Here is a 13,549-nt window from a genome sequence, read left to right as displayed (position 1 = left end):
TGCGTGTTCACCCGGCATGACGATCGACGATGAGGGGTTTTCGCGGTGACTCAGACGGTTCGCGGTGTGGTCGCACGGGGCAAGGGCGCGGAGGTCGAGGTGGTCGAGGTCGTGGTGCCCGACCCCGGCCCGGGTGAGGCCGTGGTGCGGGTGCAGGCGTGCGGCGTGTGCCACACCGACCTGCACTACCGGGAGGGCGGCATCAACGACCGGTTCCCGTTCCTGCTCGGTCACGAGGCCGCGGGCGTGGTGGAGACCGTCGGCGAGGGCGTCACCGACGTGGCGCCCGGCGACTTCGTGGTGCTCAACTGGCGAGCGGTGTGCGGTGTGTGCCGGGCGTGCCTGAAGGGCAAGCCCTGGTACTGCTTCGACACCCACAACGCCTCCCAGCCCATGACCCTGACCGACGGCACGGCGCTCTCCCCCGCGTTGGGCATCGGCGCGTTCGCCGAGAAGACCCTGGTGCACGCCGGCCAGTGCACGAAGGTCGACCCGCGGGCGTCCGCCGCGGTGGCCGGGCTGCTCGGGTGCGGGGTGATGGCCGGGCTCGGCGCCGCGCTCAACACCGGCAACGTCGGGCGGGGCGACAGCGTGGCCGTCATCGGCTGCGGCGGCGTGGGCGCGGCGGCGGTGGCGGGCGCGGACCTGGCCGGGGCGACCACGATCATCGGCATCGACCTGGACCCGCGGAAGCTGGAGTGGGCCACCGGGCTGGGCGCCACCCACACCGTGAACGCCGCCGAGGAGGACGTCGTCGCCCGCGTCCGCGAGCTGACCGGCGGGTTCGGCGCCGACGTCGTCATCGACGCCGTCGGGCGCCCGGAGACCTGGAAGCAGGCGTTCTACGCCCGCGACCTGGCCGGCACCGTCGTGCTGGTCGGCGTGCCGACCCCGGACATGCGCGTCGACATGCCGCTGATCGACCTGTTCGCCCGGGGCGGCGCGCTGAAGTCCTCCTGGTACGGCGACTGCCTGCCCAGCCGCGACTTCCCCTACCTGATCGACCTGCACCTGCAAGGCCGCCTCGACCTCGACGCGTTCGTCACCGAGACCATCGCCCTGGACCAGGTCGAGGACGCGTTCGCCAAGATGCACCGCGGTGACGTGCTGCGCTCGGTGGTGGTGTTCTGATGACCGCCCGCATCGACCGCACGACGACCCGGGGCACGTTCTCCCTCGACGGCGAGACCTTCGACGTGGACAACAACGTCTGGGTCCTCGGTGACGACGCGGAGTGCGTCGTCATCGACGCACCGCACGACGTGGCCGCGATCCTGAAGGTGGTCGCGGGGCGCACCGTGAAGGCGATCCTGGCCACCCACGCGCACGACGACCACGTCCGGGTGGCCCGTGCGCTGGCCGAGGCCACCGGCGCGCCGGTGCTGCTGCACCCGGCCGACCGGGTGGTGTGGGACCTGACCCACCCCGACGCCGGACCGGACGGCGACCTGGCCGACGGGCAGGTGGTCGAGGTCGCGGGCGTCGCGCTGCACGTGCTGCACACCCCCGGCCACGCGCCCGGCGCGTGCTGCTTCCACGCCCCCGCCCTGGGTGTCGTCTTCACCGGCGACACCCTGTTCCGGGGCGGGCCGGGCGCGACGGGACGGTCGTTCTCGGACTTCGACACCATCATCGAGTCGATCCGCACGCGGCTGCTGACCCTGCCCGCCGACACGGTCGTGCACACCGGGCACGGCGACGACACGACGATCGGCGCGGAGTCGCCGCACCTGGCCGACTGGATCAGCTCGGCCCGCTGACGCCGGTGCCGCGCCGCCGAACCCCGACCCGGGTCATCACGTCGGGCCGGTCGCCCTGCCGGACCGGCCGTACGCTGTCGTCCACGGCGACCGACGGGAGGCTGAGGTGACCGGGACGACCGTGGCCGAGGTGATGGCCGAGTTGGCCGCGCTGGAGGACCCCAGGGCACGCGAGGTGAACGAGAAGCACGGCGACGACCACGGGGTGAACCTCGGCAAGCTGCGGGCGATCGCGAAGCGGCTCAAGACCCGGCAGGACCTCGCCCGCGACCTCTGGGAGACGGCCGACACGGCGGCGCGGCTGCTCGCGCTGCTGATCTGCCGCCCGAAGGCGTTCGAGCGCGACGAGTTGGACACCATGCTGCGCGAGGCCCGCACGCCCAAGGTGCACGACTGGCTGGTGAACTACGTGGTCAAGAAGAGCCCTCACGCCGAACGGCTGCGCCTGGCCTGGTTCGCCGACCCCGACCCGGTGGTCGCGAGCGCCGGCTGGGCGCTGACCACCGACCGGGTGGCCAAGAAGCCCGAGGGGCTCGACCTCCCGACCCTGCTCGACGTCATCGAGGCCGGGATGCGCGAGGCCCCGGATCGCCTGCAGTGGGCGATGAACCACTGCCTGGCCCAGATCGGGATCGAGCACGCCGAGCACCGCGCCCGCGCCATCGACATCGGTGAACGCCTCGAAGTGCTCAAGGACTACCCGACTCCCCCGAACTGCACGTCGCCGTTCGCGCCCACCTGGATCACCGAGATGGTGCGCCGACAGCACGACCAGGCTCACGTCACGTCGTCGGTCCGGCGGTAGCGCGGCCGAAGGTCGACCGCGCGCCCGTCACCGATCCGCGCGACACCGGCCGGTCACGGCGTCCAGCGGACGTCGGGGTTGATCCGGCCGGTCCAGTTGAAGACCGCCATGTTGTCCCAGCCGTTGCCGCTGTTGGCGATGTCGGCGGGGTCCCAGCCGTTGCCGGGGACGGCGTACCAGGTCGGTTCCCAGTAGAAGACGCCGATGGCGCCCGCGTTGCGCGCGGTGTTCTGCACGTGGGCGAAGTTCGTGGCCTGACCGGTCCAGGTCAGCGGGTAGCCCGCGCAGCCGGCGTTGATCGAGTTGCCGGTGCCGTCGGCGTTCGCGGTGGTGAAGGGGTACGCCGTCTCCGCGAGGACCACGTCCTTGCCGTAGCGGGAGCGGACGTCGGAGATGACGTTGTAGAGGTTGGCGAGCGTGCCGTGCCACGAGCAGTAGTACGACAGCGCGGTGATGTCCCAGGCCACGCCCTTGGACCTGATGCCGTCGTAGAACCAGCGGGCGTGGTCGAGGCTGTCGGCGTTCGCCGTGTGGATCATGACCTTGGTGCCGCCGTTGCACGCCTTGGTGGCGTTGTAGCCGGCCTTGAGCAGCAGGCTCAGGTTGGCGAAGTCGTTGTCGACCACCTTGCCGTCGTCCCAGAGCATGCCGACGTTGATCTCGTTGCCGATCTGCACGCTGTCGGGCGTGGTGCCCTGGGCCTTGAGGCTGGTGCAGACGTCGTAGGTGTAGTTGTAGACGTCGGTCTGCAACTGGCCGATGGTGTGGCCCGCCCAGGCGGCGGGCTTGTACTGCTTGCCCGGGTCGGCCCACGTGTCGGAGTAGTGGAAGTCGACCAGCAGCTTGAGACCCTTGGCCTGCACGGTCTTGGCGTAGGCCAGGACCTTCGCCTTGTTGTTGTAGCCGCTGCGCGGGTTGTTCCAGACGCGCAGGCGGACGTAGTTGACGCCCGCGCCCTTGAGGATGTCGAGCGGGTCCCGCGCGACGCCGGACGCGTCGTAGAACCTCGCGCCGAGGTCCAGGGCGCGTTGCGCGGTCGAGACGTCGGCTCCGCGCATGGTCAACGTGCCCGCCGCCGCGACGGCCGGAGTGAGCGCGGTCAGCGGGAGCACGGCGGCGGTCAGGGCGAGGACGACCTTGGCCGCCCGGTGTGGTCCGGACATCCGATCTCCTTTGATCGACGATGCGGCGGCGGCGCGACTGTGCACGTGCACGGTAATGAGCGACCACAGCCTCCTGTCAACCGCGGAATGTTCGTGGTGGCAGGTGTCCCCACTCGGCCGAACGACTGTGCACGATCACACGGAAGCCGGTGATCACCAAGTCGTTACCGCGTGCGACGGCGGGGTCGGTCGGTGCACAGCTGGGCGCGCAACGTCTCGCCGACCCACCGCTCCCAACGGTCACGTGGCCAGCCGCGCCGGGCGAACAGCAGGTACAGCTCAGGGCTGAGCAGGCCGTACAGCACGTCCGCCGCCTCCTCCGCCGAGACGCCGTCCTTCGCCCCCGGCTTGCCCACCAGGACCTCGGCCACGTTCCGCTGGACGACGAGCCGCGGGTCGACGTCGTGCGGCCACAGCGCGGCGACCTCCGGGTCGCTCGCCGCCGCCGCCTCCAGCACCTTGCCGATCGGCGCCACCCGCGCCAGCACCGAGGTGGTGCCGCTGACGTAGGCGCGCAGCACGTCCTGGGCCGTCTCGGCGGCCAGCGCCTCGGTGTACCAGGGACGGTCCATCGTGGCCACCGGCTGGTCGTCGCCCGCGATCGTGACGTCGACCAGTTCCTTGAGCAGGGTGCGCTTGTTGCCGAAGACGAAGTAGATCGTCTGCACCGCGACACCGGCCCCGTCGGCGATGTCCTGGAGGTTCGTCGCGCCGTACCCGTCCCGCACGAACAGCGCGAGCGCCGCCTCCAGGATGCGCCGACGCGTCTCCTGCGCCTTCTGCGCCCGCTTGCTCACCCGCTTGACATCGCTCATGACTGGAGTCTATCTCTAGATAACGAAGCTAGAAGTCAACTCTAGAGATTGGATCCAATGATGGGCCTCCGCACCGCCGCACGCGCCCACCTCCGGGTCGGGGCGACGACGTGATCAGGGTCGAAGCATTGAGCAAGGTGTACGGCTCGGCCGAGGTCCGGGCGGTCGACGAGGTGTCCTTCCACGTCCCCGCCGGCACCGTCTTCGGCTTCCTCGGGCCCAACGGCGCGGGCAAGACCACGACCATCAAGATGCTGGCGGGCCTGCTGACGCCCACCTCGGGGCGGGTCCGGCTGGGAGGCTTCGACGTGGCCACGCAGCGCTCGGCCGCGATGGCCCGGTTCGGCGCCGTGCTGGAGGGCTCGCGCAACGTCTACTGGAGCCTGTCGGCCTGGCAGAACCTGATGTACTTCGGCCGGCTCAAGGGCCTGCGCAAGGCACAGGCCAAGGCGCGCGCCCAACACCTCCTGACCGGCCTGGAGCTGTGGGACCGGCGCGACGACGAGGTCGGCGGCTTCTCGCGCGGCATGCAGCAGAAGGTCGCCATCGCCGCCGCCCTGATCGCCGACCCGCCGATCGTGCTGCTGGACGAGCCGACGCTCGGCCTGGACGTGGAGGCCACCCGCACGGTCAAGACCTGGATCACCGAGCTGGCCCGCGAGTCCGGCACCACGATCCTGCTCACCACCCACCAGCTCGACGTGGCCCAGGAGCTCTGCGACCGGGTGGCCGTGATGCGCCGCGGCCGGCTGGTGGCCGACCTGCCGACCCGTGAGCTGCTGGCGAGCTTCCGCGAACGGGACCGGTACGAGATCCGCGTCGAGGGCGCGGCGCCGCCCGGGTTCGACGGCGTCACCCACGACGGCGTCACCACGATCAGCGTGCGGGTGGGCGATCCGCGCGAGGTGTACGACGTGGTCGAGCGCTTGCGCGCGCAGGGCGCCGTGCTGGAGTCGCTGACCCAGGTGCAGCCGGACCTGGAGGACGTGTTCCTCGCGCTGGTGGACGAGCCGTCCCATGCTTGCTGACGTCCTGGCCGCCGAGGTCGGCAAGGGCCTGCGGGTCCAGCTCGCCCACCCGGTCGGGCACGTCGTCACGCTGCTGGTCAGCACCACGATGTACCTCGGCCTCCAGTTCGTCCTCGGACAGGGCGAACTGCGGCAGGACCTGCTGCCGCGGACCCTCGTCGCGATCGGCGGGTACTGGTTCCTCCAGTACGCCGGCCTCGTGCTGGTGGCCGACCTCATCGAGGAGAAGCGCGCCGACACCTTCGCGCAGACCCGGATGACGCCCGCGCCGCCGTGGCTGCCGATGCTCGGCCGGTTGCTCACCGCCGCGATCTTCGGCCTGGGTGTGGCCGCCGCGGCCGCCCTCGTGCCGGCGCTGGTGGTCGGGATCCCGATCCCGCCGCGCTGGGCGGCGGTCCTGCCCGCCCTGCTGCTCGGGGCGAACGTGCTGGCCTTCACGTTCCTGTTGGCCGCGCTGGCGCTGGTCTCCCCGATGATCGGCGCGTTGCAGTCGCTGTTCACCTCGCTGGTGCTGCTGCTCAACGGTTCCTTCCTGCCACTGGCCTTCTACCCGGACTGGTTGGCCGCGTTGGCCAGGGTCCTGCCCACGACGCTGGGCATCGAGGTCATCACGCGGACGCTGTTCGAGGGCAGGACGTTGGCCCAGGTCTGGCACGACGGCTCGCTGCCGTGGCTGGTCACCCACACGCTCGCCCTCGTCGTGGCGGGCGGCCTGCTGTTCACCCGCAACCACCGCCGAGCTCTGGAGGGGTCGTCGTGACCTTCGCCCGCGGTTTCGCCGCCGAGGTCGGCAAGGGCCTGCGCGGTTTCGCCGCCGGGTGGCGCGAGAGCCTCTTGCAGATGATCACGTTCCCGCTGTTCTACCTGCTCGTGGTGTTGTTCATGGGACGCGGTCTGCTGCTCGCCGAACTGCTCCTGCCGGTGCTGCTCGGCATGGTGGCGCTGACGTTCATCCACGAGCAGGTCAACCGGGTGTTCTGGAGCTACCTCGGTGACATCCAGTCCGGTGTGCTGGAACAGACCTACCTCACCCCGCTGCCGTCGGCCGCGCTGATCCTGGGCCGCCAGGTCGCCGCGGTGGTCGCGGCCCTGCCCACCGCGCTGGCCGTGTTGGTCACCGGTGCGGTAACGATCGCCGTCCAGGGCGGCCGGGTGCCGTTCGACGCGCAGGTGCTCGTGCCGCTGGCCGCCATCGCGCTGGGCACCTGCGGGCTGGCCCTCGTCCTGTGCGGGCTGACGCTGGTGTTCAAGCGGATCGAGATCATCACGCAGGTCTCGGTGGCGGCCTACGCCATCGCGGGCGGCACCCTGGTCCCCTTGGCCGCGCTGCCCGACCCGATCGCGTTCGTCAGCCGGTTGCTGGTCCCCATCGCGCCGGGCATCGAGGCCATGCGGGACGTCCTGCTCGGCGGGCACTCCCTGGCCGCCCTGCCGACCGGTTGGGGCCTCGGGTGGTTGCTGGCCCAGCCGCTGCTCATCACGGCGGGCGGAGTGGTCCTGTTCACCCGGCTCGAACGCCTGGCCAAGCGCCGCGGCACCCTCGGCCGCCACTGACCCCCGACCGACCCCCGACGAAACGAAGGAAGCAGCCGACGTGAACGTGTTCCTGTGGATCCTCCAAGCCGTCCTCGCCACCGCCTTCGGCCTGGCCGGGCTCGCGAAAGCCCTCCAGCCCAAGGAGAAGCTCCGCACCACGATGCCGTGGGTGGACGACTTCACACCCACCCGGGTCCGGCTGATCGGCGTGGTCGAGGTCCTCGGCGCCCTCGGCCTGGTCCTCCCGGCCGTGACCGGCGTCGCCCCGGTCCTCACCCCGCCGGCCGCCATCGGCCTGGCCGTCACCATGCTCGGCGCCGTCGTCGTCCACGCCCGCCGCCGGGAATCGCCCGCGATCGCCGTCAACGTGGTGCTCCTGGTCCTGGCCGCGGTCGTCGCCTGGGGCCGCCTCGGTCCCCACGCCCTCTGAACCGACCGCCACCCGACCTGGAGCGCCATGATGGGCAACACCGTGACCCTGCACCCCGTCGGACGAGTCGTGGGCGGCCGCGACGAGGTGGTCGAGGACGACTGGCACGACGTCCGGGCCGTGATCCGGCTGGACGACCGGTCCTTCACCGCGTCGGCCGTGCTCGGCCTGGAGGACTTCTCCCACCTGGAGGTCGTCTTCCTGTTCGACCGGATCGACCCGGCCACCGTGTCCGGCGAACCGCGTCCGCCCAGGGGTAACCCGGACGCGGCGCCCGTGGGGATCTTCGCCCACCGCGGGCCGTACCGGCCCAACCGCCTCGGCGTGTCCCGCTGCCGCCTGCTCGGCGTGGACGGTTTGGACCTGCACGTCGCCGACCTGGACGCGCTCTCCGGCTCGCCGGTGCTCGACGTCAAGCCGTACCTGGTCGAGTTCGCGCCACGGCAGCCGGTCGCCCAGCCGGCCTGGGCCACCACCCTGATGAGCCGCTACTACTGACGGACTTCCGCGGCCACCACGGGATCAGTCGGCCTGGCGGCTGAGGTGCTCCCACTCGGCGAGGGCGGTCGTCCGCGCCCGCACCAACTCCTGCACCATGTCGTACGCCGCGCCGCCCAGGACCAGCCGCTTGGGCGGCTCGGGCAGGTCCACCACCTGAAGCACGACCGCGGCGGCCAGGCGGGGGTCGTAGTCCTCCGACTCGCCCCACAGCCCGCTCAACCAGGCGCGCAGCGGGGCGTAGGCGGGGTTCTCCTCGGTCGTGGTCAGACCGAGCGTGAACAGACCGGTCTGGTAGCCGCCGGGCTGGAGGATGGTCACCTTGATCCCGAAGCGCTCGACCTCCATCGCCAGCGCCTCGCTCATGGAGTCGAGCGCCGCCTTGCCCGCGCCGTACAGACCGGTCGACGCGAAACCGCCGGCCGACCCCATCGACGAGACCTGGAGGATGTGACCCGAGCCTTGTTCCCGCAGCAGCGGGACCACCGCCTGGTTCACCCACAGGGCACCGAAGAAGTTGGTGTCCAGGTGGGCGCGGGCCTGCTCCTCGGTGATCTCTTCGAGCATGCCGAGCACCACGCCGCCCGCGTTGTTGACCACGACGTCGAGCCGGCCGAACGCGGCGAAGGCCCGCCGCACCCCGGCCACCACGGCCGACCGGTCGGCGACGTCCAGCGGGAAGGTGACCAGCCGGCCCGCCGACGCGGAGGCCAGGTCCTCCAGCGGCGTGATGTCGCGGGCCACGCCGACGACCCGGTCGCCCGCCGCGAGCGCGGCCTCGGTGAACGCACGCCCCAGTCCGCGCGAGGCGCCGGTGATGAACCAGGTGCGGGGTTCGGTGTGTTCGCGTGTCATCGGTGTCCCCCATCGTTTTCTGAGACGATACGTTCCGTCTCGATGAGGAAGACAATGACAGCCGCTCCCCCGACTGTCAAGACGAACCGTCTCGTTCCCAGTAGGATGTGGGCATGGCTCCAGGCACCACACCCGACGGCACCCGGCGCAGCGAGCGCTCGCGGGTCGCGATCCTGACCGCGACCCGCGAGCTGATCAGCGAGGTGGGGTACGCCAAGTTGACGATCGAGGCCATCGCCGCCCGCGCGGGCGTGGGCAAGCAGACGATCTACCGCTGGTGGCCGTCCAAGGGCGCGGTGGTCTTCGACTCCCTGCTGGTGCTGAGCGAGCAGCCCGACGGTGGCGGCATCGAACTGCCGGACACCGGGGACGTCGAGGCCGACCTCAAAGCGGTCCTGCGCGCGACCGCGGCCGAGTTCGCCGATCCCGCGTTCGAGGCGCCGATCCGGGCGCTGAACACCGAGATCATCAACGATCCCGAACTCGCCGCGGCCTACCGGGAGAAGATGGAACGACCGATGCGCGCGGCGAAGCAGCGGCGGTTGCTCAGCGCCCAGCGCGCCGGCCAGATCGCCGCCGACGCCGACCTGGACCTCCTCATCGACGTGCTGTACGCGCCGCTGGCCCAGCGGTGGCTGCTGCGCTCAGGCCCGCTGGACGACGACTTCGCCGACGCCCTCGTCGACACCGCCCTGCGCGCGTTCCGGCCCGGCTGAGCCGGTGATCGGCCCGGCCCGGTGTGACCCGGTGCGCGGTCAGCTCGGGCGGGCGCCGATCCCGACGAGTGCCCGGACCCGCAGCACCGCCGTCGGTCGGACCAACTCGCGGTAGCGGTCGCGGACCGCGGCCACGGCCCGGTCGTCGAGGCCGGCCAGGAGGGCCCGGCCCGCGGAGCCGGTGACGAACGCCCAGGCCGACTCGGGGGTGATCGGGACGTCCAGCTCGACCGGGTGCACCCGGACCTCGTCGAGCCCCAGGCTCCGCATCCACTCGGCGAGCTTGTCGTCGGTGTCCAGCCGCGCGGCCCGGTCGGCGGCCGCCGGTCGGGTCGGCGCCACACCGGTGTGCTCGGCGAGCGCCCGGAACAACGGGCCGACGACGTCGTCCACGCTGCCCTGCCGCCACGTGGTCACGGCCAGGGTGCCGCCGGGACGCAGCAGCCGGACCAGGTGCGCGCCGGCGGCGTCGACGTCCGGCAGGAAGAAGATCCCGAACACGCACTGGACGTGGTCGTAGGGCAGGCCGTCCGGAGCCGACCAGCCGCCCGCGTCGCCCCGGTGGAAGCGCAGCTGCGGCAGCTCCCGCGCGCGTCCCGCGCCCTGGTCGAGCAGCGCCGCGGCGAGGTCGACGGCGTCCACGACGCCGTTCGGACCGACGGCCCGCGCCGCCGGGATCGCGGACGACCCCGCGCCGCAGCAGACGTCGAGCACCCGCTCCCCCGGCACCGGTCCGACGAGGTCGACCACGGCGGCGCCGACCGGGTCCCACAGCAGCGGCGTCCACTCCGCGAACTCCGCGCTGCCGTCCTCGAACGCCCTGATCACTGCCTTCTCGGACACCCGTCCCCCTCAACGCGTCGCAAACCCATCGCAGCTTACGTAACGACAATCGGTCCCGCCCGACGGTCGTGCACGCCGCGGAACCCGACCGGAGAACACGAACGGATCACTGCCGCAACGGACCACTGCCCGGCCTCGATAATCGCCGTGTGGGGGTGTCGGTGAAGGGGGAACTTTGGCCAAGTCGGTGTTCCGCGGTCTGCACGCCCTGCTGTCGGCCGTCCAGGACCTGAGCGAGCGGCCGCGGTGGTCGTGGCGGGCCAGGGGTGGACCGCGTGGTGACCGGGCGCTGCCAGTGGTGTGCCTGATCAGCAAGGAGGCGGACGGCGTCCTGACCGACCTGGCGAAGCTGCTCGCCGAGGTCGGCCCAGCGAAGATCCCGTTCGCCCGGGTCGACCTGGACAGGGTGGCGGCCGACACCGCGAACCGGTGGCGCGAGAGCAGGCGCGAGGAGCCGCCCCTGTTGCCGGTGCTGGACGAACTGCGGCACCAGCTGTCCGCGGATCGGTTCGGCACGTTGCGGCCGAGCCGGTTCCGGCACTACCGGCTGGTGGACTGGCTCACCGGCAGGCGCCTCACCCAGGGCGACAACCGCCACGAGTCGACCGACATCACCGAGTTGCTCCGGCTGTGGCACGGCCGGCGGGAACGACCCGAGGCCGCGTACCAGGCGGCGGTCACCGAAGGGCTCGTGCTGCTGCCGGCACCGGTGAAGTTCCTGATGGCTTTGCTGTTCGCGTGGCACCGTCCGCTGCGGTTCTGGTTGTGGACCCGCGGGATCCGATTATCCGGCGGCGAGCCGCGGTGGTTGATGCGGCAGCCGTTCATGCTCCCCGGGCACTCCACGAGCTTCACCGGTTTCGCCGAACTCCTGACCGCGGGCAGGCAGGACGAGGACGACCGCGCGCAGATCAAGAAGCTCCTGGTGCACGCCTTCCTGCAGGACCTGCGCGAACTGTACGGCGCGGGCACGTGGCGGCCGCGCCACCGGCGGCGGACCGCGTACACGGTGGTGCTGCTGGACAACGTCACCGAGGCCAACGGCGGCTGGGAGCTGCTCCAGCTGATCAACGACGTCCGCAACGAGTCCACCGAGCACGACCCGGTGCTCGTCGTGGCGACCGCACGGGCGGTGCCGCGGGGGCTGGTCAAGGGCAGGCCACGGGCGGTGGCGGGGATCGCGGGCGAGGTCGCCGACTGGTACAAGGACCTGCCCGCACGGCGACGGGCGCTGAGGCAGGACACGATCATCGCGGTCACCCTGTCCTCGCCCAGGGCCGCCGACGAGCAGGACCGGCGGGCCTGGAACACCTTCCGCGAGCACATGCGCCCGCGCGCCGTCCCGCTGCCCGCCCGCAGGTCGTTCCTCGCCGCCGTGGTCGCGCTGGTGCTGACCGCGGCGGTGCTGACCGGCGGGCGGTGGTTGGCCACCAGGTTCACCGAGGAGTGCCTGCCCTCGCCCCGCGCCGGCGTGGCGACCACCTGGATCGCGGGCGACGACGGCGGGGAGTGCGTCGGCTACAGCGACGACGCCGCCCAGGTGTTCGGCGAGGACCAGCGGCTGCGCAAGGCGCAGCTGGCCGTCTTCGAGCTCAACCGGGAGGCCGAGCGGCTGGCCGCGGCGGGCGGGCGCCGGCCGTTGGTGACCGTCGTCTACTTCGCCGAGTTCACCAGCCCCACCGTGCCGGACGACTCGGCGGGCGCGGTCACGGAGGAGTTGACCGGACTGATGGTCCGCCAGGCCCGCGACAACACCGAGGGGAAGCTGCCGCTGCTGCGGGTGGTCGTGGCCAACGGCGGGCACGAGATGCGGCACGCGCGGACCGTGGTCGACAGCCTCCTGGCGCCGCTGTTCGCCGCCGACGACACCGCCATGGGCGTCGTCGGCATGGGGCGGACCGTCCCCGCGACGGAGAGCGCGATCGGCGCGTTGGGCGACCTCGGCATCCCGGTGGTCGCCACCACGCTGACCGGACAGGGCCTCGGCGACCGGTCCCCGCTGTACTTCCAGCTGGTGCCCGGCAACGGCAAGCAGGTCGCGCTCCTGCGCGAGTTCGCCCAGCGGGAGGCGGAGAAGCGGGGCAAGCCGGTCGAGGTGACGGCCTACCAGCCCGCGCACGTCGACAAGGACAGCTACCTGAAGACGCTGCGGGCGGAGTTGGAGACCGCCTTCGGCGAGGACCGGGAGTGGCTGGTGACGTGGGACGCCGGGGTGCACGGCATCGACCCGCGGTGCAACACCGCCGACGTCGACCGGATCGCCTACTTCGCCGGGCGGGAGTACGACTTCGACGGCTTCCTCGACCGCGTCTTCCAGCGGTGCAAGCACGACACGCCCATGGTCGTCGGCAACGACACCACGTCCCGCTTCGTCGCCGACGGCGCCAAGCGGCGGGAGAAGTACGCGGGACGGGCGATGTCCTACGTGTCCTTGGCCGGCGCCGCGGTGCTGGAGAACCGGTCGTGCTTCGCCTCCGACCGGGAGCCGGGCGTCGAGCCGTCGGCGCTGTGCGCCGGGCTGCTCGCCCTGCGCGCCGGGACCACCTCCCGACCGGCCTGGCGGGCGTTCGGCGAGACGCTCAAGGACCGCGCCACCGCCCTGCCGTGGGTCGGCGAACGGGTCGGCGTCGCCTACGACAGCGCGGGGTTGTTCGTGCACGCGGTGAAGGAGAACCGGTTCCGGCGGCAGCGCACCGACGCCGGCGGCAACCTGGTGCTCGACCAGGCCGCCATCGGACCGCTCAGCCGGGCCGCCATCGGCCAGGAACTGCGGGAGATCTCGTGCCCGACCGACCGCAACGCCCCGCGCGGCAACTGCTACGACGGCGCGTCCGGCGAGATCGGCTTCAGCACCGACCGCACGGGTGAGTCGCGACCGGTTTCGCTGCTGACCCTGGCCAACATCGCCGACCTCGCGATGGCGCCGACGTGCTCGTACATCGTCCCGGCGGCCGAGGCGCTCTGCCCGCGGCCGTAGCGAGCCCGACCGGGCCACCCTGCCGGGGCGCGTTCGCGGGCGGGCACCGTAACGCAAGAGTTTCGCCGAAGGCAAGACTTGATGCGGCAAAGATGTTAGCGATAACATTCCGCTCGCAGCCCG

At 71.8% G+C, this 13,549-nt stretch carries 14 protein-coding genes; 10 read left to right on the top strand and 4 right to left on the bottom strand.

The genetic code is table 11. From position 1 onward, the window contains the following. Positions 1-45 precede the first annotated feature (45 nt). The 3 genes from ACYVLT_RS16250 (at position 46) to ACYVLT_RS16240 (ending at position 2,565) form a co-directional block, all read left to right on the top strand. On the top strand, positions 46-1,131 hold the full coding sequence (locus tag ACYVLT_RS16250) for an S-(hydroxymethyl)mycothiol dehydrogenase (RefSeq protein ID WP_461121011.1): 1,086 nt from the start codon (positions 46-48) through the stop codon (positions 1,129-1,131). Further along, entirely contained in the window at positions 1,131-1,760 is a 630-nt protein-coding gene (locus tag ACYVLT_RS16245; RefSeq protein WP_461121010.1) for an MBL fold metallo-hydrolase, read from the top strand. The genes ACYVLT_RS16250 and ACYVLT_RS16245 overlap by 1 nt, the downstream gene beginning before the upstream one ends. A gap of 106 nt (positions 1,761-1,866) precedes the next feature. Then, positions 1,867-2,565: a DNA alkylation repair protein gene (locus ACYVLT_RS16240; RefSeq protein ID WP_461121009.1), complete on the top strand. Its 699-nt coding sequence runs from the start codon at positions 1,867-1,869 to the stop codon at positions 2,563-2,565. A gap of 53 nt (positions 2,566-2,618) precedes the next feature. Here ACYVLT_RS16240 and ACYVLT_RS16235 read toward each other — a convergent pair whose 3' ends face one another. Next, positions 2,619-3,728 (bottom strand): glycoside hydrolase family 53 protein, encoded by a 1,110-nt coding sequence (locus ACYVLT_RS16235; protein ID WP_461121008.1) that lies wholly within the window; start codon positions 3,726-3,728, stop codon positions 2,619-2,621. Positions 3,729-3,892: 164 nt separating this feature from the next. After that, positions 3,893-4,543: a TetR/AcrR family transcriptional regulator gene (locus ACYVLT_RS16230; RefSeq protein WP_461121007.1), complete on the bottom strand. Its 651-nt coding sequence runs from the start codon at positions 4,541-4,543 to the stop codon at positions 3,893-3,895. A gap of 137 nt (positions 4,544-4,680) precedes the next feature. Between ACYVLT_RS16230 and ACYVLT_RS16225 the strand changes: the two genes are divergently transcribed. Genes ACYVLT_RS16225 through ACYVLT_RS16205 form a run of 5 tightly spaced genes read left to right on the top strand, consistent with a single transcriptional unit; the run spans position 4,681 to position 8,035 of the window. Further along, complete coding sequence (locus tag ACYVLT_RS16225) at positions 4,681-5,571, top strand: ABC transporter ATP-binding protein (protein ID WP_461121139.1); 891 nt, start codon at positions 4,681-4,683, stop codon at positions 5,569-5,571. After that, positions 5,561-6,331: an ABC transporter permease gene (locus ACYVLT_RS16220; RefSeq protein ID WP_461121006.1), complete on the top strand. Its 771-nt coding sequence runs from the start codon at positions 5,561-5,563 to the stop codon at positions 6,329-6,331. The genes ACYVLT_RS16225 and ACYVLT_RS16220 overlap by 11 nt, the downstream gene beginning before the upstream one ends. Then, positions 6,328-7,125 carry an ABC transporter permease gene (locus ACYVLT_RS16215; RefSeq protein WP_461121005.1) on the top strand — a complete coding sequence of 266 codons (798 nt, stop codon included), beginning with the start codon at positions 6,328-6,330 and terminating at the stop codon, positions 7,123-7,125. Before ACYVLT_RS16220 ends, ACYVLT_RS16215 begins: the two co-directional genes overlap by 4 nt. Positions 7,126-7,165: 40 nt before the next feature. After that, positions 7,166-7,537, top strand: coding sequence for a DoxX family protein (locus ACYVLT_RS16210; RefSeq protein WP_461121004.1), 372 nt, complete (start codon positions 7,166-7,168; stop codon positions 7,535-7,537). 27 nt (positions 7,538-7,564) lie between these two features. Further along, the gene (locus ACYVLT_RS16205; RefSeq protein ID WP_461121003.1) at positions 7,565-8,035 is read left to right on the top strand and encodes an SAM-dependent methyltransferase; all 471 of its coding nucleotides are present in this window, start codon (positions 7,565-7,567) and stop codon (positions 8,033-8,035) included. 24 nt (positions 8,036-8,059) lie between these two features. On the opposite strand, the gene ACYVLT_RS16200 is transcribed toward ACYVLT_RS16205, so the two are convergent. Beyond that, positions 8,060-8,890 (bottom strand): SDR family NAD(P)-dependent oxidoreductase, encoded by an 831-nt coding sequence (locus tag ACYVLT_RS16200; RefSeq protein ID WP_461121002.1) that lies wholly within the window; start codon positions 8,888-8,890, stop codon positions 8,060-8,062. 113 nt (positions 8,891-9,003) lie between these two features. Here ACYVLT_RS16200 and ACYVLT_RS16195 point away from each other — a divergent pair, with 113 nt between their 5' ends. Then, positions 9,004-9,606: a TetR/AcrR family transcriptional regulator gene (locus ACYVLT_RS16195; RefSeq protein WP_461121001.1), complete on the top strand. Its 603-nt coding sequence runs from the start codon at positions 9,004-9,006 to the stop codon at positions 9,604-9,606. A 39-nt stretch (positions 9,607-9,645) separates the two neighbouring features. Here the strand turns inward: ACYVLT_RS16195 and ACYVLT_RS16190 are convergent, their stop codons facing one another. Continuing rightward, positions 9,646-10,449 (bottom strand): class I SAM-dependent methyltransferase, encoded by an 804-nt coding sequence (locus ACYVLT_RS16190; RefSeq protein ID WP_461121000.1) that lies wholly within the window; start codon positions 10,447-10,449, stop codon positions 9,646-9,648. Between the two features lie 175 nt (positions 10,450-10,624). Here ACYVLT_RS16190 and ACYVLT_RS16185 point away from each other — a divergent pair, with 175 nt between their 5' ends. After that, complete coding sequence (locus ACYVLT_RS16185; RefSeq protein ID WP_461120999.1) at positions 10,625-13,426, top strand: hypothetical protein; 2,802 nt, start codon at positions 10,625-10,627, stop codon at positions 13,424-13,426. The last annotated feature ends 123 nt before the right edge of the window (positions 13,427-13,549 follow it).

It is taken from the genome of Saccharothrix stipae (assembly GCF_054781895.1).
Note: the sequence above shows the minus strand (reverse complement) of the source record. Positions and strands in the feature narration are given on the sequence as shown.